Source organism: Pseudoalteromonas sp. NZS11_1 (genome assembly GCF_015864275.1).
In the GTDB taxonomy this organism is placed as follows: domain Bacteria; phylum Pseudomonadota; class Gammaproteobacteria; order Enterobacterales; family Alteromonadaceae; genus Pseudoalteromonas; species Pseudoalteromonas arctica.
This window is the reverse complement of record NZ_JADYXK010000001.1, coordinates 352,928-374,520: the sequence shown is the minus strand read 5'-3', so window position 1 is coordinate 374,520 and position 21,593 is coordinate 352,928. Positions and strand designations below refer to the sequence as shown.

Annotated in this window: 16 protein-coding genes; 6 read left to right on the top strand and 10 right to left on the bottom strand. The window is 40.4% G+C overall.

Annotation, left to right across the window (positions count from 1 at the left end; all coding sequences use genetic code 11):
• Positions 1-398: 398 nt before the first annotated feature.
• The 4 genes from I6F44_RS01620 to I6F44_RS01605 all read left to right on the top strand — a co-directional run bounded on the left by I6F44_RS01620 (position 399) and on the right by I6F44_RS01605 (position 3,423).
• Positions 399-782 carry a hypothetical protein gene (locus I6F44_RS01620; RefSeq protein WP_197173174.1) on the top strand — a complete coding sequence of 128 codons (384 nt, stop codon included), beginning with the start codon at positions 399-401 and terminating at the stop codon, positions 780-782.
• 228 nt (positions 783-1,010) lie between these two features.
• Entirely contained in the window at positions 1,011-1,256 is a 246-nt protein-coding gene (locus I6F44_RS01615) for a DUF4235 domain-containing protein (RefSeq protein WP_002958040.1), read from the top strand.
• Between the two features lie 406 nt (positions 1,257-1,662).
• Positions 1,663-1,971 (top strand): hypothetical protein, encoded by a 309-nt coding sequence (locus I6F44_RS01610; RefSeq protein ID WP_007579961.1) that lies wholly within the window; start codon positions 1,663-1,665, stop codon positions 1,969-1,971.
• 303 nt (positions 1,972-2,274) lie between these two features.
• Positions 2,275-3,423 (top strand): hypothetical protein, encoded by a 1,149-nt coding sequence (locus I6F44_RS01605; RefSeq protein WP_197173173.1) that lies wholly within the window; start codon positions 2,275-2,277, stop codon positions 3,421-3,423.
• Between the two features lie 709 nt (positions 3,424-4,132).
• Here the strand turns inward: I6F44_RS01605 and I6F44_RS01600 are convergent.
• From I6F44_RS01600 to I6F44_RS01580, 5 genes are all read right to left on the bottom strand, one after another.
• Positions 4,133-5,443 carry a hypothetical protein gene (locus I6F44_RS01600; protein WP_121955111.1) on the bottom strand — a complete coding sequence of 437 codons (1,311 nt, stop codon included), beginning with the start codon at positions 5,441-5,443 and terminating at the stop codon, positions 4,133-4,135.
• A 711-nt stretch (positions 5,444-6,154) separates the two neighbouring features.
• Positions 6,155-9,046: an aminomethyl-transferring glycine dehydrogenase gene (gcvP, locus tag I6F44_RS01595; RefSeq protein ID WP_197173172.1), complete on the bottom strand. Its 2,892-nt coding sequence runs from the start codon at positions 9,044-9,046 to the stop codon at positions 6,155-6,157.
• A 161-nt stretch (positions 9,047-9,207) separates the two neighbouring features.
• Positions 9,208-9,597, bottom strand: a complete 390-nt coding sequence (gene gcvH / locus I6F44_RS01590; protein WP_024590231.1) for a glycine cleavage system protein GcvH — start codon at positions 9,595-9,597, stop codon at positions 9,208-9,210.
• A gap of 73 nt (positions 9,598-9,670) precedes the next feature.
• Positions 9,671-10,753: a glycine cleavage system aminomethyltransferase GcvT gene (gene gcvT / locus I6F44_RS01585; protein WP_121955113.1), complete on the bottom strand. Its 1,083-nt coding sequence runs from the start codon at positions 10,751-10,753 to the stop codon at positions 9,671-9,673.
• A gap of 117 nt (positions 10,754-10,870) precedes the next feature.
• Entirely contained in the window at positions 10,871-11,470 is a 600-nt protein-coding gene (locus I6F44_RS01580) for a hypothetical protein (protein ID WP_002958026.1), read from the bottom strand.
• 126 nt (positions 11,471-11,596) lie between these two features.
• On the opposite strand from I6F44_RS01580, the gene I6F44_RS01575 reads away from it, so the two are divergent.
• Together I6F44_RS01575 and I6F44_RS01570 are read left to right on the top strand one after the other, a co-directional pair.
• The gene (locus tag I6F44_RS01575) at positions 11,597-12,448 is read left to right on the top strand and encodes a LysR family transcriptional regulator (RefSeq protein ID WP_024607170.1); all 852 of its coding nucleotides are present in this window, start codon (positions 11,597-11,599) and stop codon (positions 12,446-12,448) included.
• Positions 12,449-12,636: 188 nt separating this feature from the next.
• On the top strand, positions 12,637-14,793 hold the full coding sequence (locus tag I6F44_RS01570) for a TonB-dependent receptor family protein (protein WP_197173171.1): 2,157 nt from the start codon (positions 12,637-12,639) through the stop codon (positions 14,791-14,793).
• A gap of 531 nt (positions 14,794-15,324) precedes the next feature.
• On the opposite strand, the gene rlmB is transcribed toward I6F44_RS01570, so the two are convergent.
• The 5 genes from rlmB to I6F44_RS01545 form a co-directional block, all read right to left on the bottom strand.
• Positions 15,325-16,068, bottom strand: coding sequence for a 23S rRNA (guanosine(2251)-2'-O)-methyltransferase RlmB (gene rlmB, locus I6F44_RS01565; protein WP_007378377.1), 744 nt, complete (start codon positions 16,066-16,068; stop codon positions 15,325-15,327).
• Entirely contained in the window at positions 16,065-18,560 is a 2,496-nt protein-coding gene (gene rnr, locus I6F44_RS01560; protein ID WP_197173170.1) for a ribonuclease R, read from the bottom strand. The genes rlmB and rnr overlap by 4 nt, the downstream gene beginning before the upstream one ends.
• A 409-nt stretch (positions 18,561-18,969) precedes the next feature.
• The gene (locus tag I6F44_RS01555) at positions 18,970-19,704 is read right to left on the bottom strand and encodes an enoyl-CoA hydratase/isomerase family protein (protein WP_197173169.1); all 735 of its coding nucleotides are present in this window, start codon (positions 19,702-19,704) and stop codon (positions 18,970-18,972) included.
• Positions 19,705-19,804: 100 nt separating this feature from the next.
• Complete coding sequence (locus I6F44_RS01550) at positions 19,805-20,419, bottom strand: response regulator transcription factor (RefSeq protein ID WP_058154167.1); 615 nt, start codon at positions 20,417-20,419, stop codon at positions 19,805-19,807.
• Positions 20,416-21,519, bottom strand: coding sequence for a sensor histidine kinase (locus tag I6F44_RS01545; RefSeq protein ID WP_197112339.1), 1,104 nt, complete (start codon positions 21,517-21,519; stop codon positions 20,416-20,418). Before I6F44_RS01545 ends, I6F44_RS01550 begins: the two co-directional genes overlap by 4 nt.
• Positions 21,520-21,593 lie beyond the last annotated feature (74 nt).

Sequence of the window (21,593 nt, the reverse complement as noted above, 5' to 3'; positions counted from 1 at the left end):
TTTAAAATCAACAGCATAAAACAAAACTCCGTACTAACACTCTTATTATTAGAGTAAAAATTGCTAAATTTTGTAAAAAACTCCTATCTACATAAACAAAATTTCTTGCGAAATAAAGAGTGGTTTTTATCACTCTCTTGTTTATGGTTATTACCGTGCTTACCAATAAATTAAAAACACCAACCGAGAATTATTTTTCATGCGATTTGAAGGTTAAAACAAAGACGCTTATCCTCTTCAATTCCCCTACCCAGTTACAATTGTGTTTTATTAATTCAGTAAAGAGTCAGTCTAATTTTGTTATCACTGTGGTTCATTTTTCGGTGCGCATGAATCGTAAAATACTGTGCTAAATCTTCTTTTTATATTGCCCTGCTATCAGCAGATATAGGCCACCCATGGATTACGAAAACAACTTCTTAAGTCAATCAGAACAAGCTGCACTGCAACAAGCGATGGTCAATACCAAGCTTTTAAACAGCTCTTCAATAAATACTAACAACATGCCAACACCTGAACAGCAAGCTTATGGTGTTATTGCTGTCGCGCTTTACCGCTTTAATTTACAAAAAATAAAATGGTCATTATTTTTAAAAACAGCAATAAAATTAACTACTAATGTTTGCCAATGGCTGGCCACCGAACTCACAAGATGCCAGCAAGAATACAAAGCCCAACCTAATGACGCTGTAATAATTGAGCAAAACGCTCTTTTGAATGGTATTTTTAGCGAAGAACTCGCCTATATCTGTGCCTTACTAGGAACTGAAGCACAAGCTTAATAAACCTCCTAAGCGTGAGTAAAATAACCTTTCAGTTAAACGCTCTTACTTTTGTCGTAATCTCACTCAAAGCTCTACGCTTAAATTTGTAAAACTTTGAGTGAGTTTTTTATATAACTGTGCTTATTACCCAGGCGTATATCGGTACGTAAATTGCTGTTATTAATATTCTTACTTAAAGAGTTATACATAAATAACGCTGCCGTTATTTATAAAAAGGAGAACATTATGAGTAATAAACAACTAATTACGACTATCGGTATAGGTCTCGCCGCTGCATCTGCAGGTATGTTAACAAGGAAAACTTTACAAAAATCGTGGGAAAAGGTTACCAACGAACCAGCCCCAAAAGATAGACCAAGCGAAGAAACAGATCTTAAAGAGGCCGTTACATGGGCAGTAGTCTCAGGTATTGGTGCGGGTGTTGCAAGAATGGCCGTACGTTATGTGCTAGACAAGCGCCGATCTAAATAAACCGACCCGATTGATACCTCTTATAAGTATTAAGCGTAATGCGGTGAGGCTCTAAGAGCGGCTTGCGACAGCTACTCCTTAGTTGTTGCAAGCAACCTGGCAAACACCTTGAATAAGGTTTTTTATCATTGAGTTAAAACACGCGTTAAAATTAATATCTAAAAAAGGGTTCTGTGGTGAAATTTAAAATGTCGGATGGCACGGCTGCGCCGCTTATCCAACCTACGTAGGTTGAAAAAGCCAAAGGCGCCTTCCAACAAGACCCCTAGATTTTAAACAGATACACTCTATTGAACATTAACCTATTAAACATTAACTCTCTTTCAAAGTTGTTACCTGCCTACAAGCTTGCGTATAATGCACGCATTCCGGCTGCATTCTTTAGCCGCTAACTTGGATTTTAATAATGAAAAAACTCTCTGCAGTGCAAATAAAACAGCAAGCACTTGTACTTAATACTGCTGAAAAATTAGAAGAACAAGGCCGCGCTGAGCTCCCAGGCATGCTGCAATGCTGGTTTGATGTGGAATATCACTTATTTCCAAGTACACTACTGCTGTGCTTTCAATTTGAAAACGAGCAAGCCTTAGCGGCCGCAGAGCCTGACTTATTAAAGTGGCAAAAACGCTTAAGCGGCGCAATGCTTAAAAAAGGCGTTATTTTAAAAGATATGCGTAAACACTTAGTGTTTACCTTAAAAGGGCCAGATGATTAAAGCGAGGTTTTTAAAGGGGTATAAAGCCTTTTGCTCGTATTGCCAAAGCACATAAAACTATAATGAAAAGCCGCTGCATTACTGCAACGGCTTTTTACTATTATGAGAGCTTAAAGTAGAGCCCATAAAGATCAATTTTGACTCAAGGATTTTTATTAGCCGATGATGCTAATTGGCCAGTTAAACAATACCAATGCTCGGAAAAAGCAAATATCAGTCGATTCAACGTTAATTGGTTGCCCTAAGTTAGCAATAGTAGGATAGTAAATTACACATAAAAAATAGCCTTATATTAGGAATATTATGATCAAAGTATTATTAGCGACCAGCTTAATTGCCTCTTCATTCGCTGCTTTAAGTAATCCTTTAACTGTTGAAGAACAGCGTATCAACAAAGCCCAATCGGCAATGCCAAGTGTTTTAAATGCATTTACCCCACAAGTATCAAGTTTTGAGCAACAATTTAAAGAATTAAACGACTTTAAAAGTGCAAAAACATTAGTACAAAGCTTTAGTTTTGAACTATGGGAAAACGCAAAACAACGCATAGTAAAAACCAATAATTACGACGACCGAGAGCTTTACTGGGCACGCCTGCTTTCAAGCAAAGTAATACGCACAACTTCACCTAAATTTTCAATTACGCAGGCTCAACTAAATACTTTACTAACCCTACTTGAGGAAGGCAGTAGAGGCCGTACCGACCTTGCTTTTTCATCAGGTAGCACTAAAAAAATATTACTTACAGGCTTTGACCCATTTTTACTTGATAGAAATATAAACCAAAGTAACCCCTCAGGTGTTGCGGCGTTATTACTCGACGGGCAAGTTATTAATTACAACGGCGTGAGTGCAGAAATTAACACCGTTATGGTGCCTGTACGCTACGAAGACTTCGATCAAGGTATAATAGAATCACTACTTGCCCCCTACTACGCACTTAATAATGTAGACATGGTAGTAACCGTAAGTATGGGCAGAACAGAATTTGACTTAGAACACTTCCCGGGTAAACGCCGCAGTGTAACCGCCCCAGATAATGCCAATATTGTGTATGGTGGCACGCAAACAAGCCCAGTAATACCAAAGCTTAATGGCAGACCACTCCCGGGCAACGAGTTTGTAAAATTTAGCTTGCCTGTAACTTACATGCAACAAGCCAAAGGGCCTTATAAAGTTATCGACAATCATGAAGTCACCACGCTTGAAAAAACCTATAAAGCGGGTTCGTACGGCGAGCTTAAAAATAGTATTGCGGTAAATGGCGGCGGCGGTGGTTACCTGTCTAACGAAATATCGTACCGAAGTATTCGCATGCGCGATGCGCTTAATTCAAGCATACCTACAGGGCATATTCATACCCCACGTATACAACAATTCGAACCTGAAACAGAAGCTAAAATAGTAAAACAAATAAAAGCAATGCTAGAGCAAAGCTTAGTAGCGCTATAGTTTAGAACAACAGATTTAAGCGCATAAAAAAGGGCAATAACATTGCCCTTTATTTTCTCATGCACTCTCCCACGGTTAATCACATGGTAAACGCATTTTCATATTCTATTCACAGTGGTCTAGACAGAGTAATTAACTCGATGAGCAATAAACTAAAAAGCTAGGTATTTGATGTCTAGTCAAAATTTAGTGCCTTTGGTTCCACTAGAAAGTCGACTTGCTGCACAGTTGTTATGGGGCTTTGGGGATCTGCATGAAAGCTAAATCCTTTTACCATACTATAGAAATAATTAACCCCTCGCAGGGCGCTGAGCTTACGGGTAGCGGGAGGGGTGTTGTTACGGGTAATTATAGGGCTTAAAAGTATAACTTCAAGATATTTGTAGCTTGGCTGATATTGGCACTAAACGATGACTGAGCCGCAAACCAATAGCCTTAATTAAACATCAATGATGCTCAATTAAAACGCTTAAACTCATATGGCGTTCTTTATTCAAGCCATGGTGCATATTCACACTAATCGACGTCATTACTAGGTGCGTAGTCATATTTAAATTGAGTTTAAAAAGTAAGAAAACTTGGTTTTTGAATAAAAAGATCAATAAAACACAGCTACCTGCTTGACCGGAGCTTTCTAATGGGTGACACCTTTGATTTTAATGTATAAGGCCAAAAATGTGGCCTTGTACTACAAAATAAAACGTGACAACTAATACAACTCAGCACCTATGAATATATATACGTAATTACTAAATTCAGGCTTAGTTAAATGCCCGCCTTCAGAAATCGTATCTAATAATTGTGCATAACTGTTTGCATCGGTTGCATTACCAGCATAGCCATAAAGTAATAACGTTAGCTCTTCTAAAATAACTTCATCGGTAGGTTCAGGAAAAATACTACCGAAAGATAAATCAGGAATTTGACCGCTTATGCCACCTCTTATTGTCCAATCGAACCTGCTTTCTGCAGCATCATCAACTAAAAAACTATAACCCCATGTTGTTCGAGCAAACCGGTTATCTACATTGCTAAAGTCAAAGCTTGCATCATTGTTTTCAGTAATCTGAAGTAAACTAAACCCTAAATCATCAGTAATCGTGGGAAGCTCTGTCAGCTGATAATCACCATCAGTTTCTATTGCGCTTCGAGCATAACTGTGGATATCAACTTCAACACCATCTACGTTCATCGGGTCGGACATAAAATCAAACTGCACATAAGAATTGTGCTCAGTTACTGTGGGGAATATAAAAAGAGTGTCTGATATTCCTGAAAAACTATATTGAACAAACTGATAAGTATTTTCAGCTTCAATATAACCTCTAGTACTAGAATAATCAGCATTAAAATCTAATTGAACAGGAACTTCAACACCGTCATGAATAAAATCTTCATCAGTTAGCGTAATAACTGACGAGTTTACCGGTACATCAATAACTGCTGCTTTTGCATCAACTGAATACCTAGACAGCGCTGTTAAATAGAGCTTATTGTCACTAGGACAAATATTTACAGAACCTGAAACCTCATTACCTTGAGATTGGTATATCGTGTAATCAGATGCAATCGTACTTAGCGCTGTTGTATCAACATTATATTCAGTACACCCACAACCTTCGCTAAAGTTATTAAAATAAAACTTGCCTAAATTAGCTCTATTTTCAATATCAAGCTCAGTGAAAATTTGCTTATAACCACCGTCGGTCTCATCAACCACATCGCCCAGTAATGATACATGTCTTGTACCAGAAGGTAGTTCACCTGAGAAATTACCTTGGGCGTCGGTTTTAACAGAGCCTATAGCATCACCATCGTCGTTATGAAAAACAACATCAGTTTGATACGCAGAATCGGTCCCGCACTGGCGAGTTAATGCTTGTAATGAAATAGTTTGAAGCTGAGCAGTACTGCCGCCATTTGATGAGCTTGCAGAATTCCCATCTGATGAAGAGCCACCACATGCGCTGAGCGTTAAAGAAAGTGCAATAGCGAGTGGGGTAAGTATAAATTTATTCATTTTTATTAGTCCATTAAGTTTATTCCGTTTCATTATCTCAACTTAAATAGAGCAACAACAAGTTATTTAGAAACTAAATTGCAATAATTTGTAAACAAAAAACATACAACTCACAAATAAAGCCAACAAATAGCCATACCTGCAAAGTTAAGCATTTATTAAAGCTAAAGTTACTCGCTAAAGTCTAGAATACAGAAAAATGCAAAGGGTCAGGTCTTGTTTCTTGCCAAGGCCAAAACAATTATCACGTTTAACACCTTCCCCCGTCACCACGCCATTAAAATGAGCAATTGATTAGTAATATCGCGTATGGATGCGCGATAAGACGAAGATAGACCAGAGAGGGACCAGCGGCAGCCCCTCTTTGGCTGCTATCGCCAGCGCGACAAAACCTTGAATAAGGTTTCTAATCTTAAAAAAATGCGAAACGTATTCGCGTTATCGGTGATGGTGACCTCAAACACCTATTCAAATACTTATTCAGGCTGCCGCCCGCGCGTCAGCAAGCTTACCGCCTACAATAAATAACACATACTCTTGGCTTTTGAGCGAATAAGTATATTTGGGATTTGCTGGGTTTCGTTTCACTCTTCCCAACCTACGTTCATATGATTAATGGCGAATCACCACACACAAAAAAGCCGCTGCATTGCTGCAACGGCTTTTATAATTTCGATAAATTCCTCTCTACAGTGGAATTTTTTTCAAAAATTAATCGCGATATGTCTCAACCGCTGGGCATGAACATACTAAGTTACGGTCGCCGTATACGTCGTCTATACGTGTAACGGTTGGCCAGAACTTGTTTTTAGCTACTGCAGGCACTGGGAATGCAGCGTAAAAACGGTCGTATGCGCGGTCCCATTCGTTACCTAACACATCGCCTTGTGTATGCGGTGCAAACACTAGCGGGTTGTTTTCGATTGACCATTCGCCAGAAATTACTTTTTCAATTTCGCCTTTAATTGACACCATTGCTTCGATAAAGCGGTCAATCTCACCTTTTGATTCAGACTCTGTTGGCTCAATCATTAATGTGCCAGCTACTGGGAACGACATAGTTGGTGAATGGAAGCCGTAATCTTGCAAGCGCTTAGCTACGTCCATTTCAGTAATGCCTGATAGCTCTTTAAGCGGGCGTAAGTCAACAATACATTCGTGAGCAACACGGTTGTTACGACCACGGTATAAAATTGGGAAGTGCTTGCTTAGCTCATGCGTTAAGTAGTTAGCATTAACAATTGCCATTTCAGTAGCTTGTTTTAAGCCCTCGCTGCCCATCATGGTGATGTAAGCCCATGAAATAGGTAAAATAGCGGCTGAGCCGTAAGGCGCTGCCGATACCGCACCGTTACCGATGTTAGTACCTGGTACGTTAATTACGCTGTGGTTTGGCATAAATGGCGCAAGGTGCGATTTAACACCAATTGGGCCAACACCTGGACCACCGCCACCGTGTGGAATACAAAACGTTTTATGCAAGTTTAAGTGCGATACGTCAGAGCCAATAAAACCTGGGCTTGTTACGCCAACTTGCGCGTTCATGTTTGCGCCGTCCATGTAAACTTGGCCGCCGTGCTCATGAATAATGTCACAAATTTCGCGAATTGTTTCTTCGTATACGCCATGCGTAGACGGGTATGTGATCATGATACACGATAGGTTTTCAGACACTTCCTCAGCTTTCGCTTTTAAATCGGCCATGTCTACGTTACCGTTTTTGTCGCAGTTAACTACCACAATTTTCATGCTCGCCATTTGCGCTGATGCAGGGTTAGTACCGTGCGCAGAGCTTGGGATTAAACATACATTGCGGTGTGCATCGCCGCGTGATTCGTGGTATTTACGAATCGCGATTAAGCCTGCGTATTCACCTTGCGCGCCAGAGTTTGGCTGTAGTGATACTGCATCGTAACCGGTAATGTTTACTAGCCAGTCGTGTAACTCGCCAATCATTATTTGGTAACCCTCTGCTTGATCTAGCGGGCAGAACGGGTGAAGGTTTGCAAACTCAGGCCACGTAATTGGGATCATCTCAGCAGTCGCGTTTAGTTTCATGGTACATGAGCCTAACGAGATCATTGAGTGATTAAGCGATAAGTCTTTGCTTTCTAGTCGCTTAATGTAGCGAAGCATGTCTGTTTCGCTGTGGTAACTGTTAAAGTTTGGATGCGTTAGTACTTCGTCGTCACGTACTAAACTTGCCGGAATTGACTCGCTGCCATTTGCCTCAACGTCGGCTGCAATAGCGTCAACACTTAGGCCATGGCCTTCGCCTAAAATAATATCGAATAACTCAGCGATATCGGCACGTGTTGTTGTCTCTGATACCGAAATTGAGTACTCACCTTCGTGGTTTGTTGCAAAGTTTACGCCTTTTGCAATTGCACATGCTGTTACGTCGTTTTTGCTGTCATCTGCAATTGTTAGCGTATCAAACCACGTGCTGTGCTTAAGTGCGATGCCTTTAGCTTTTAGGCCAGTTGCTAAAATATCAGCAAAGCGATGTATACGCTGCGCGATAGTTTTTAAGCCTTGTGGGCCGTGGTACACCGCGTAAAACGCTGCCATGTTGGCAAGTAATACTTGCGCTGTACAAATGTTTGAGTTGGCTTTGTCGCGGCGAATGTGTTGTTCGCGCGTTTGCATTGCCATACGTAGTGCGTCGTTACCTAAACGGTCTTTAGATACACCAATAATACGACCTGGTAATGAACGTTTGTATGCGTCACGTGTTGCAAAAAATGCAGCATGAGGACCGCCGTAACCCATAGGTACGCCAAAACGTTGAGCCGAACCAAGTACTACGTCTGCGCCTAGTTTACCCGGTGCTTTTAATAGTAATAAGCTCATTATGTCGGCAGCAACACAGGCAATCGCCTTTTTGCTTTGTACGCCAGCAATTAGGTCAGTTATGTCTACCACTTCGCCTGATGTAGTTGGGTATTGGAACAATGCGCCAAAAATGTCGTGGTTTACGGCATCTTCTGCTTTACCTACAATTATTTCAAAACCAAACTGCTCGGCACGCGTTGTTACTACGTCGATTGTTTGTGTGTGTACGTCGTCTGCGATAAAAAAGGCATTGGCTTTTTTAGCTTTTGATACGCGTTTTGCAAGGCCCATAGCCTCTGCAGCGGCTGTTGATTCGTCAAGTAGTGACGCGCTTGCTAAATCAAGACCGGTTAAATCTAGGGTCATAGTTTGGAAGTTTAATAATGATTCTAAACGCCCTTGTGCAATCTCTGGCTGATACGGTGTGTACGCTGTATACCAACCTGGATTTTCTAGTACGTTACGTAAAATTACGTGCGGTACGTTAGTTGGGTGGTAGCCTTGGCCAATGTACGATTTGAAAACTTTATTTTTGCTTGCTACTGATTTTAGGTAGCTTAGTGTTTCAACTTCAGTACGGCTTTCGCCAACTGTTAATGGCTGCTCTAAGCGAATGCTAGCCGGTACAGTTTGGTCAATGAGCTCTTGCACACTCGATACTTCTAAAGCACTTAGCATATCGCTTACTTGTGCTGGGCTTGGCCCAATATGGCGGCGAATAAAATCTTGCTTTTGCTCTAGTTCTTCAAGAGATTTGGCGTTTGACATGAATCCAGATTCCTATGATCCTAAATGCTAATGGGTAACTAGCATTAATTAAAATATTTGACGATTTAACAGCTCACTCAGTATGGGGTTGTGCGCTGTAAAATCATAAAAGCCCCATTTTTATACATTAAACGGGGCTTTTAGTTATCTTCAAAAAATGATTATTCTTCGTCGATAGTGTGCGAGTAACCTTCAGCGTCTAATAAGTTGTCTAGCTCAGACTCGTCAGATGCTTTAATACGGAATAACCAACCGTCGCCGTAAGCGTCGTTGTTTACTGTTTCAGGTGAGTCTTCAAGCTCTTCGTTAATAGCAACAATTTCGCCACTGATAGGTGCGTAAATGTCTGATGCTGCTTTAACTGACTCTGCTACTGCACAGTCTTCGCCAGCGTCTACTTCGTCGCCAACTTCTGGTAATTCAACAAATACCATGTCGCCAAGAAGTTCTTGTGCATGCTCAGAAATACCAACAGTAAATGTACCGTCGCCTTCACTGCGAACCCACTCGTGTGAAGGTGCGTATTTTAACTCGCTAGGAATGTTGCTCATTTTATTTGTCCTTTGGTTTATATTGGGAGGATACCAATCGCAATAATTATTGTGATTGGTATAACCAAATTATTTAAATTATTGATTTACCGTTACGTACAAAGCTAGGCTTTACTACTTTAACGTTTACTAATTTTTTACGCATTTCTACTTGAGCTGTATCCCCTGTTGAACGTGGTACACGTGCAAGGGCTACACTAAAACCAAGTGTTGGTGAAAAAGTACCTGATGTAATGATACCTATCCCACCATCAACAATTACTTTTGAACCGCTACGCAAAACGCCTTTTTCTTCAAACACTAAGCCAACTAGTTTGTCAGTGCTTTTTTCTGCGCGTTGCTTAACAAGTACGTCACGGCCAATAAAGTCGCGATCTTCTGGTTCCCATGCAATGGTCCATGCCATGTTAGCTGCAAGTGGTGATACGCTTTCGTCCATATCTAGGCCGTAAAGGTTCATACCTGCTTCTAAACGTAGCGTGTCGCGTGCACCTAAACCAGCAGGCTTAACACCTGCGTCTAGCAGTTGTTGCCATAAATCGGCTGCTTGGTCGTTCGGTACTACTATTTCGTAACCGTCTTCGCCAGTATAACCCGTTGTGGCAATAAATAAATCACCTACTTGAACACCAAAAAACGGCTTCATACCTTCAACAGCTGCTTGTTGCTCAGCATTTAAAAGAGTGGCTGTTTTTGCTTTAGCGTTAGGGCCTTGTACTGCAATCATTGCAAACTCAGGGCGCTCTGTAACCGTTACGTCAAAGTCGCTCGATACGTTAGCTAAATGCGCTAGGTCTTTTTCGCGTGTTGCTGAGTTAACAACTAGGCGGTAAAACGTTTCGCTAAAGAAATAAATAATTAAGTCGTCTATTACACCGCCTTGCTCGTTAAGCATGCCTGTGTAAAGCGCTTTGCCTGGTACGGTTAATTTTGCAACGTCGTTAGCTACTAGCTTACGTAAAAATGCTTGTGCTTGAGGCCCTTCAATATCAACAATGGTCATGTGTGATACGTCAAACATGCCTGCGTCGGTACGCACGCTATTGTGTTCTTCTATTTGTGAGCCGTAGTTGATTGGCATTTCCCAGCCATGAAAATCAACCATTTTAGCGCCCGCTTCTAGGTGCTTAGCATGTAGTACAGTTTTAGAAGTCATAACATTCCTTCACGTTTAAATTAACCCTGTTTAGGGCGTGGCTTAAATAGACTTTAATTGCTTAATCGCAATTAAAAACAGGCAAACATTGTTATGTTCACCTGTTGTTTGTATTCGTTATGCGGCTTCACTATGCATAAGTGCAAAACCTTGCGCTTGCATGTAGCTTTGCCATTTTTGTAATTCTTGTTGTTTAGCGACTAATACAAAGTGTTGTTCGTCGTTTTTATCAATGGCGGTAATAAATACATCACCACTTTGCGCACCGTAGCATAGTTGCGCGTCAGAAAGGCGCAAACCTGGTGTTAATTTAAAAGCATTTACTAGAGTATCAAACGCGTTGTCGCCACTTAAAATAAAGCTTGCTAGGTCGGTGCGTACTACATAATCAATATCAAAACGTAGTTGTTGCTCGTTTATAAGTGCTTGTAGTTGAAGGCTTGCGTTGTGTGGCAGTACGAATCTAAAGGCGGTTTCGCTAAAGTAATAAACAGCAAAGCTGTAGTCAGAATTATAGTCGCCATCAAGCGTGCCTTTTAAGCCTAAACCGCTGGCGGTAAGCTTAGTTAAATCAAGGCCTAAAATAGTGCTTAAAAATACACTGGTTTCGGTGCCGCTAAAATCCATTACAACGTGATTGTTGTTAGTTTGCAAAGCGTTAGTAACCGCACTACTTGCGTTGCTGTGGCGGGCAAACATTATTGGGTTAAAAGTCATAACAAACACCTGTGTATTTTCGATTACAAAAGTATATTGCCCACGCCTACCAACAACAAATTGTAATTTTTTATCAATTGATAAATAATACTTATATATATAGCTATATAAATTGTAATTTTAAATATGAAAAACATATCAACAGACGGTTTACGTACTTTTGTAATGGTAGTTGAAATAGGTGGCTTTGCTAAAGCAGGCGATTTACTTGGCCTGTCGCAACCTGCTGTTAGTTTGCAAATAAAGCGCCTAGAAGACGTGCTTGGCTATAAACTATTTAAAAAACAAGGACAGCGCCAAGTATTAAACCAGTACGGCGAGCTATTATTGCCTATGGCAAAACAAATGATGCAACACAACGATGCTATTTTGCAGCAGTTCACATCAGAAAACATTGCAGGTAAAGTGCGCTTGGGTATTCCGAGCGAATTTGCAGCGCGTATTTTACCTTCTATTATTGGCGACTTTGTGGCGCTCTACCCTGAGGTGTCGTTAGAAGTTAAGTCGCGTTTAAGTAAACATTTACTTTCGGCTTCTCGCCAAGATCAGTTCGATTTAGTACTGGCGCTAAATGAGCGACTTAACTCTGATAAGTTTCCTATTTTTATGCAAGACGAGTTAGTGTGGGTGGGCGACCTGTCACTTGCGCAAAACGACGTGGTTACGCTAGTTACCGCACCAGAGGGGTGTATTTATCGTCGTCGTGCAATTGATGCATTAAAAAATGCAGGCATAAAATACCGAATTGTATATAGCAACGCCGATTTAACCGGCCTTATTGCTGCATTAAAAGAAGGCTTAGGTATTACGGTACTTGCTAAAAGCACAGTACCGAGTGAGCTTAACTATCAAGTTCAAACCAAACATTTACCCACTCTTGGTAATATTGGTATTAGTTTAATTAAAAGTTCGGGTGAATCGGATCATGCAGTAGATAAGCTCGCGGAGTTTATAGCGCTACGTTTAGGTTATAGCTAATCAAAACTTTATAACGAGTAAAGCAATTACAAACTAATACAAAAGAAACAATTTAGTTAACAAAGTTGCATAAGTAGGTGCTTTTAGTTCTATTAAACTGAATAATTAAATACTTAATAACATTGATTCGTATTCGTTAACGTGTTCAAATTACGCCAATTAAGATAATTGACATGATTAGGAACACAATGAACCCTAAGTTTTTAGTATCTACTTTGGCAACTGCGGTTGCTTTGTCTTTTAGTGCTACTGCAATAGCAAAAGACACCAGCAATAAAGAACAACGCTTTGAACAAATTACCGTTATTGGCTCAGAACAAGCAATTAACGATATTCCTGGTTCGGCTACGTTTATTTCTGATGAAGAACTTCAAAAATTCAAATTTACTGATATTTCTCGCGTTTTAGCGTCTGTTCCGGGCGTTTACGTGCAAGAAGAAGACGGCTACGGCCTTCGTCCTAATATTGGTATGCGCGGCACAGGTACTGGTCGTAACGATAAAATATCAGTAATGGAAGACGGTGTATTAGTTGCACCAGCACCATACTCTGCACCTTCTGCTTACTACTTCCCTACTATGGGTCGTATGGAGTCTATTGAAGTATTAAAAGGCGCGGCATCAGTTAAGTATGGCCCGCGTACTACGGGTGGTGTTTTAAACTTACTTTCGCGCAGCTTACCTACTGAGCCAAATAGCTCAAAAGGTATGGTAGATGCAGCCCTTGGTGGTGATGGTTACTACAAAGGTCACGCTTACTTCGGTAAAGAAAAAAACAACACAGCAGGCTTAATTGAAGTATTTACTTACGGCGCAGACGGTTTTAAAGAGCTGCCAGTAGGCGATGACAACACCGGCTTTGAAAAAACAGATTTACTATTAAAGTTTGGCCATACGTTTGGTCAAAACGATGCGCATAATTTAGAGCTAAAAATTAAGTACTCTGACGAAACATCAGACGAAACATATATGGGCTTAACAGACGAAGACTACCAAAAAAGCCCTTACCGTCGTTATGCAGCATCGCAAAACGATGAAATGAATACTCGCCACAACGCATACCAACTTAACTACGCGTACCGTTTTGGTGATGGCTATGAGTTTTTAGCTACGGCTTACTTAAACGATTTTCATCGTAACTGGTATAAAGCCAGCAAAGTAAGCGAAAGCTACCTTGAGCAATACAGTGAATTTGAAGCAAACCCTACAAGCGAAGGTATTGAAGGTATTGGTATTAAAGCTAATAACCGCGATTACCAAGCTAAAGGTATTCAGTCTGAATTACATATTCCTGCAGGCGATCACTATGTAACTGTTGGCGTACGTTACCACGAAGACGAAATGGATCGTTTTCAATGGGAAGACAAATACACACTTAATCAAGACCTAAGCTTAACGCTTACAGAGCAAGGCGTTCCGGGCTCTGACAGCAACCGTGTAGATAGCGCAGAAGCAAGTACCTTGTTTATTCAAGACGAGTGGACAATTGATGCATTAGTAGTAAGTGCAGGCCTTCGTTATGAAGACATTACTATTACGCGTGAAGAGTGGTCTAAATCAGATCCAACACGCAGCAACGGTTTAACTAAAGATGTGTCGAACGACACTGAAATTTTAGTGCCGTCACTAGGTGCTACTTACACGCTTAACGAAAACGTAACGCTACTTGCGGGCATTCAAAAAGGTTATGCACCAGCAGCACCTGGTAATGCTGACCAAGAAGAAGAAGAAAGTGTAAACATTGAGTTTGGCTCTCGCTTTAATATGGATGGCTTTAGCGGTGAAGTAATTGCGTTTTACTCTGACTACAGCAACATGCACGGTAACTGTACTGCAGCGGTTGGTTGTAGCGACGACAACATTGGCGACCAATACAACTACGGTGAAGTAGAAGTAGCGGGCTTTGAATTTAGTGCAGCACGTACGTTTGCAACTGATACAGCTATGTTCCCAGTTAAATTAACGTATACCTACACAGACTCTGAGTTTAAAAACGATTTTGATTCAGAAATTTGGGGCACGGTAGAAAAAGGTGATGCAATGCCTTACGTACCAGAAAACCAAGTAGCATTATCGTTAGGTGCTGAGTTTTCTGCGTTTGTAGTTAACAGCCAAATACGTTATGTGTCTGATGCGCATGCTAACTTAACGCAGTCGGGCTTAAACGCAATTGATAGCCGCGTAGTATGGGATTTAGCTGCTAAATACTTAATCGATGAAAATCAAAAAGTATACCTAAGCGTTGATAATTTGTTTGATAAAACATACGTTGCTAACCGTTCAAACGGTGGCATTCAACCAGGTAAGCCGCGTACTGTACAGATGGGCTACACTTACTCATTCTAAATTGAAAGCTGGTTAAACGGTTCACTAACAGCGTTGATAATTTTTTATGTAAGAACACTACACATCTAAATTATTGCCTTGTTATTAAACCGTTTACCTGCGCTTTGTATGAGATAAACGGTTCACTAACAGCGTTAATAATTTTTTATGTAAGAACACTACACATCTAAATTATTGCCTTGTTATTAAACCGTTTACCTGCGCTTTGTATAGGAGAAATGGTTCACTAACAGCGTTAATAATTTTTTATGTAAGAACACTACACATCTAAATTATTGCCTTGTTATTAAACCGTTTACCTGCGCTTTGTATAGGAGAAATGGTTCACTAGCTGCGTTAAAAACAACTCATATAAGAACAACTATATTTCGTTATTTTTGCCTTGCTATAGGGTTATTTTCCTATCGCTATGATAGATCATCAATTCAGTACAATTGGTGCAAAGTTAAAAGCGTAAATTACAGACATAAAAAAGCCGAGATTGAATTTCAATCTCGGCTTTTTAATACATAAAACTTATCGTTTTATATATTAGTTATTTGCGTTACGTTGGCGCAATACTTCAAACAAACAAATACCCGTGGCTACCGATACGTTTAAGCTTGAAACAGTACCCGCCATTGGGATTTTAACGAGCATATCGCAATGCTCACGCGTTAAGCGTCGCATGCCCTCGCCTTCTGCGCCCATAACAATCGCCATAGGCCCCGTTAAGCTTGCATCAAATACGTGGTTATCAGTTTCGCCAGCAGTGCCTACAACCCATACGCCTGCATCTTTAATTTCGCGAAGCGTACGTGCAAGGTTAGTCACTTGAATAAGCGGTACTGTTTCGGCTGCGCCACAAGCAACTTTACGTGCTGTGCCGTTAAGCTTGGCAGAGCGATCTTTAGGTACAATTATAGCGTGAACACCTGCAGCGTCTGCACTACGTAGACATGCGCCTAAGTTATGCGGATCGGTAATACCATCAAGTACAAGTAAAAACGGGGTGTCTTCACGAGCGATTATCGCATCAAGATCTTTTTCGTTAAACGTTGGCGCTGCTTTTACGTTGGCAATAATACCTTGATGCTGCTCACCCTTTGATTTGCTATCAAGGGCTTTACGCTGCATAAACTGTACTGAAATACCAAATTTACGTGCTTCATCAATAATCGGAGTTGAGCGTTTGTCGTCACGACCTTTAAGGGCGTAAATTTCTACAAAGCGCTCTGGCTCGCTTTCTAAAATTGCTTCAACAGAGTGAAAGCCAAAAATTAATTCATTACTCACGTATTATCTGCTCCTGGGCTAGTACTTTTACGGGCATTTTTGCCAGCTCTTTTAGGCTTTTTAACTGCCTTCTTCTTCGGCTTTTTCTTTACGGCAGTGTCTGCTGCTTTTTTATCTGCGGGTTTAGTTGCAGACTTATTTGCAGGCTTGCCTTTATCTTTATTTGCTGGCTTTTTTTTACCTTTTGGTTTGTCATCACTGTGCGACTTTTTACCCGGTACTTTGCCTACTTTTAATTGCGAACGCACACTTGCTGGCGCATGCTCAGATTTACCTGAACCTTTTTTTGGCGCACGACGACGTGAGTATCTGTCTTGTGCAACATCGCCTTTAAGCGTTAAGTTGATACGGCGATCGTCTAAACTAACCGACGCAACTTTTACTGTTACTTTATCGCCAAGGCGATAAACTTTGTGAGAGTGCTCACCTATTAAGGTGTGTTTTGCAGCATCATGCGCAAAAAACTCGTCGCCTAAATTAGTAACATGAATAAGCCCATCAATTTGTAAATCGTCTAAACGAATAAACAAACCAAAGTTAGTGACCGATGAAATAACACCGTCAAACTCGTCACCTACGTGATCTTGCATAAACTCACATTTAAGCCAATCTGCAACTTCGCGAGTTGCATCATCGGCGCGGCGCTCTGTGGTAGAACACTGCTCACCAAGTTGATCAACTTCGTCGTCGGTATAAGCGTATTCGCCAGACGTTTGCTGACCTTGTGCTTTTATAACTGCTTTAATAGCACGATGTACTACTAAATCTGGGTAACGACGTATTGGCGATGTAAAGTGCGCGTAAGCCGATAACGCTAAACCAAAGTGACCAATGTTATCTGGCTGATATACAGCTTGTTTCATTGAACGCAGTAGCATAGTTTGAATAAGCTCGGCTTCTGGGCGGTCACCTAGTCGCGCTAATACTTGGGTTATTTCTTTTGGCGTTGGCTCGTCGCTTAATGTACTTTCGATACCTAACTCGCCTAAAAACTTAGTAAAGTTACCTAGTTTTTCGCTGTCTGGTTCGTCATGCACACGATAAAGCGCGCTTGCTTCGTGCTTTTCAAGAATTTTAGCCGCCGATACGTTGGCTAAAATCATACATTCTTCAATCAGTTTGTGCGCGTCGTTACGAATAACAGGCACTATTGATTCTATTTTACGCTGAGCGTTAAATACAAAACGTGTTTCTAGGGTTTCAAACTCAATGGCACCACGGTCTTGGCGTGCAGCTTTAAGTGCCATATACATTTGCTGTAAGTCAGTTAAATGTGGCACTACGGCTGAGTATTCTTCGCGTAGTTTTTCGTCGTTTTGTAAAATGGCATTTACTTTGGTGTAAGTTAAACGTGCATGCGAGTTCATTATCGCTTCGTAAAACTTATAGCCCGAAAGTTTACCCGCGCTCGATACGGTCATTTCGGCAACCATACATAAGCGATCTACTTTTGGATTAAGCGAACATAATCCGTTAGAAAGCACTTTTGGTAGCATCGGAATTACTTGCTCAGGAAAATACACTGAGTTACCACGCAAAATTGCTTCTTTGTTAAGCGGCGTGTTCATTCCTACGTAATGCGACACATCAGCAATGGCAACCCATAAGCGCCAGCCACCCGATTTTTTAGGTTCACAGTATACGGCGTCATCAAAGTCGCGAGCGTCTTCGCCATCAATGGTTACAAGTGGTAAGTCACGTAAATCTACGCGGCCTTTTTTGTCAGCGTCTTCAACAAACTCACCTAGGTGAGCAACTTGTGCTTCAACTTCTTCTGGCCATACATGCGGAATATCGTGATTGCGCAGTGCGACTTCAATTTCCATACCTGGGGCTAAATGCTCACCAAGTACATCAATAATTTTACCTACCGCGTTCATGTTGCGGCTTGGATTTTGAGTGATTTTAACCTGCACCATTTGGTTATGGCGGGCACCGTTTTCGTTGCCTGGTAAAATCATTATATCTTGCGTTATGCGCGGGTCTTCAGCTACCACAACGGCAACACCATGCTCTACAAAGTAACGGCCAACAATTGGCGCGCGCTCGTTAGTAAGCACTTTTATAATACGTGCATCGCATTTTGAGCCAGAGCCACGTTTAGTGCCTTTAGCTAGTACAATGTCGCCATGTAACACCATATTCATTTGGTGCTTAGCAATAAACCAATCTTTACTCTCGCCTTCAACTTCTAAAAAGCCAAAACCGTCTCTGTGGCCTATTACTTTGCCTTTGGTTAAACCGGCTTCGTCAATTAGGGCATAGCATTTAAATTTATTAAAATACAGCTGTCCGTCACGCTCCATAGCGCGAAGGCGGCGTTTAAATGCTATTTGGCGTTCGTCATCGTTTACTGCTAGTTCTTCACATAATTGCGCGTAGTTAGCAGGTTTTGAACGCTCTTGAAGGTGAGTAAGTATAAACTCACGACTAGGGACTGGGTTTTCGTACTTTTCTTGTTCTCGACTGAGATTTGGATCTTGGTTTGACATTCACTATCTTGTTAGTTGGTTATGTAGGTATTTTAACCCATATAGTTATAATGAGACAGGTAAAAGCGATTAAACTTTTAAGAAAGCACTTTTACCTTGCTGTTTATCTTTCTGTATAGTTTAAAAATCTAGCGCAATGGGGCTTAACGACCCCTTAACTGCAAAGTATTTAGTCATATCGTAGCAATGCTAAAACCCTTTCGCGCTATTATAACCTGAGCTCTGGATAATAAATCTATCTCGAGCAGCTATTTTCAGCGCTAACAGCGTTGAATATACTTGCAATAGGCCAGCTATTGACGCGTAAATTCGCCTTGTTTTCACTGAAAATCTCTGGCTAGAGAAAATAAATTTAAATATCACCATGATTCAATCCGTTAGTAAATCTCTTAACCAGAGTTCAGGTTATTTATTTTTTTTGTAGGTTTTTCCAGAGCAGTTTGCTTATATTATCAATAAAGCTTGGGTCTTCTTCTTTCATTGTAAGCAAAATTTGCTTATTCATTTGTGATTTATTTTGAGCGTAAATCCAGCGGTTTTTATTAAACTGCTGGGCAAACTCAAGTACACCTGTTTGTAGTTCATCGTTATTTGCAAACACAGCTTCAACCACTTTATTGTCTAGCAACTGCTGTGCACCAACACGCTCTCCTGACATAGCTAAACGATTAAAGAAGGTTTGCGAAATAGCTTTATTAATTATAGGAAACATCGACGGTACAAACGGCACCATTACGTCCACTTCAGGAAAACAAAAGAAGCCTTTATCTGACTTCATAAATCTAAAATCGCACGCACACGCAAGCACCGAACCATTGCCATAGGTATGCCCGTTTAACGCAGCAATAATAGGCATAGGAAAAGTAACTATGCGCTTAAATAAGTCACTTATTTGAATCATAAAGTCAGAAATTGCAGCAGGTAAAATACTTGGATTGGACATCCATTGAAGGTCGATGCCTAATGACCAGTTTTTGTCACTCGCAGACGTTAAAATAACTGACTTAATATTTTGATCTGCTTCAATGTGGTCAAGATGTAAATTAAACTCAGCCAAAAACGCTGGATTGTGGCGGTTTTCAGCGGTATTCATGGTGAGTATAGCGGTGTTATTTTTAGTTATTAGTTCTATTAGATTTGCCATTAAACCCTCTTTTAATGCTTTTTAAGCTAACTTTAAGCGCTGTTCGTTACTTTTATAAGTAATATAGTAATACTTTGCTTATAATTTATAAACCCACTATTTAAAGCCATCCTTTTTGTTTAGCTATACGTGCAGCATCTATACGGTTAGTGGCGTTTAGCTTAGCAATAGCGTCTGATAAATAATTACGTGTAGTACCTTCGCTTATAAATAACTGCTTGGCTATGTCGCTTGTTTTAAGCCCGTCGCTTGCAAGTTTAAGTGCTTTGCGTTCTTTATCGGTAAGTGGATCTGCGTCGTCTAATGCATTAATAGCAAGCTCTGGGTCTATCACTTTTTGTCCCTGCATTACTTTTTTAAGCGCATTTATTAGCTCTTCACTGGGTGCTTCTTTTAAAATAAAACCTTTAACGCCTGCCGTAAGCGCTCGCCTAATATAACCCGCACGAGAAAATGTAGTCATAATAACCATTTTTATAGCGGGGAACTTAGCGGCTATTTTTTCGCTAAGCTCTATACCATTCATGGTTGGCATTTCTATATCGGTTAAAATTATATCGGGATGTAAATCACTATCAAGCGCCTCAATTGCATTAAGTGCATCTTGCCCGTTACTTGCTTGCCCAATAATCTCAATATTAAAATCGAGCCCTAACAATGCTGCTACTGCGTCGCGCACAAGCGCTTGATCTTCCACTAAATACACTCTGATCATTGTAAATCCTTAGCTGAAATTGGTAGCATTACATTTAAAGTAAAAATATCGCCACAGGTAAATGTTGCACTACCATTGAGTTGTTCTGCTCGCTCTTTAATACCATTTAGGCCATTGCCCGAATTTAATGTGGAGCACGGTGCACGATCAATAACGGTAATGAGTAGCTGCAGCGCTGTTTGTTCTATATTTATTTCGCAATTTTTTGTGCTGCTATGACGTAGCAAATTGGTAACGGCTTCTTTAATTATAAGGCCTGCGATGCCCTCTACTTTAGCGGGTAGAGTATTTAAAACTACATTAAATGAAACGTTAAAGTCTTGTTCTATTAATCTTTGTTTTAACTGTGCTACTTGGCTAACAAGGTTAAGCTGTTTTAAATCACTAACGGCGCTTCTTACATCACTAAGTAACTGCCTTGCAAGATCGGCCACTTGTGCAATTTCGTTATTTGCTTGAGCGTAACGCTCACCTTGGTTTAATTTATTTGCAAGCTCAGCTTTTAAAGCAATTGATGACAGTGAATGGCCTAAAATATCATGCAAGTCGCGGGCTATCCGTTCACGCTCAGCAATTGCTGCTAATTGCTCTAATTGGTTAGCGCTTTCTTGCTCACGTTTTTTGTACAGGCTCTCTCTTTTAGCTGCAATACCGTAACTAAATAAGGCTGCACATAAAATCAAAGCAACGGCTAAAAAGTATTGAACCTTCCCTATATCACCAATATATGCGCTTAATAAAACCGTAGATATAATCGCGAGTGCAGCATAAATTCTTTGATGGTAGTTGTATGCATAGCCTGCTACGTAAGCTGCAAAGCCAAATAAAGTAGGAGTACCTGTGGTGTAAAAAGTGGCGCAAAAACAAATTAATAGCATGGCTACAAACAACTTGGTCACCCCTGCACTTTTGCAGTTTATTGCTTTTACATATAAAAGAATAAAAGCAACATAAAAGGCTAAAGACATCGTTATTTGGTTAGCAGTAAAGCTCGCAAAATTAATTATTAGTGGGAGTAAATAAAAGCCTGTAAAAATTAAATGCCCATATTTCCAAAAACCTTTATCACTTTGTTGAGAAAAGGAGTTAAGCGAGCTCATACTAATACCTCAGGCATATTATTTTTACTTATAGGACTATTTTTATTAATAAATATAAATAACATAAAAATGCA

What these genes read in the sequence shown, in the direction of transcription:
- I6F44_RS01580 (WP_002958026.1), bottom strand. Translation starts at nt 11,470, where the DNA reads ATGACTTTTAACCCAATAATGTTTGCCCGCCACAGCAACGCAAGTAGT.
- I6F44_RS01570 (WP_197173171.1), top strand. Translation starts at nt 12,637, where the DNA reads ATGAACCCTAAGTTTTTAGTATCTACTTTGGCAACTGCGGTTGCTTTG.
- I6F44_RS01615 (WP_002958040.1), top strand. Translation starts at nt 1,011, where the DNA reads ATGAGTAATAAACAACTAATTACGACTATCGGTATAGGTCTCGCCGCT.
- I6F44_RS01620 (WP_197173174.1), top strand. Translation starts at nt 399, where the DNA reads ATGGATTACGAAAACAACTTCTTAAGTCAATCAGAACAAGCTGCACTG.
- I6F44_RS01545 (WP_197112339.1), bottom strand. Translation starts at nt 21,519, where the DNA reads ATGAGCTCGCTTAACTCCTTTTCTCAACAAAGTGATAAAGGTTTTTGG.
- gcvH (WP_024590231.1), bottom strand. Translation starts at nt 9,597, where the DNA reads ATGAGCAACATTCCTAGCGAGTTAAAATACGCACCTTCACACGAGTGG.
- I6F44_RS01610 (WP_007579961.1), top strand. Translation starts at nt 1,663, where the DNA reads ATGAAAAAACTCTCTGCAGTGCAAATAAAACAGCAAGCACTTGTACTT.
- I6F44_RS01600 (WP_121955111.1), bottom strand. Translation starts at nt 5,443, where the DNA reads ATGAATAAATTTATACTTACCCCACTCGCTATTGCACTTTCTTTAACG.
- gcvT (WP_121955113.1), bottom strand. Translation starts at nt 10,753, where the DNA reads ATGACTTCTAAAACTGTACTACATGCTAAGCACCTAGAAGCGGGCGCT.
- I6F44_RS01575 (WP_024607170.1), top strand. Translation starts at nt 11,597, where the DNA reads ATGAAAAACATATCAACAGACGGTTTACGTACTTTTGTAATGGTAGTT.
- I6F44_RS01550 (WP_058154167.1), bottom strand. Translation starts at nt 20,419, where the DNA reads ATGATCAGAGTGTATTTAGTGGAAGATCAAGCGCTTGTGCGCGACGCA.
- I6F44_RS01555 (WP_197173169.1), bottom strand. Translation starts at nt 19,704, where the DNA reads ATGGCAAATCTAATAGAACTAATAACTAAAAATAACACCGCTATACTC.
- gcvP (WP_197173172.1), bottom strand. Translation starts at nt 9,046, where the DNA reads ATGTCAAACGCCAAATCTCTTGAAGAACTAGAGCAAAAGCAAGATTTT.
- I6F44_RS01605 (WP_197173173.1), top strand. Translation starts at nt 2,275, where the DNA reads ATGATCAAAGTATTATTAGCGACCAGCTTAATTGCCTCTTCATTCGCT.
- rnr (WP_197173170.1), bottom strand. Translation starts at nt 18,560, where the DNA reads ATGTCAAACCAAGATCCAAATCTCAGTCGAGAACAAGAAAAGTACGAA.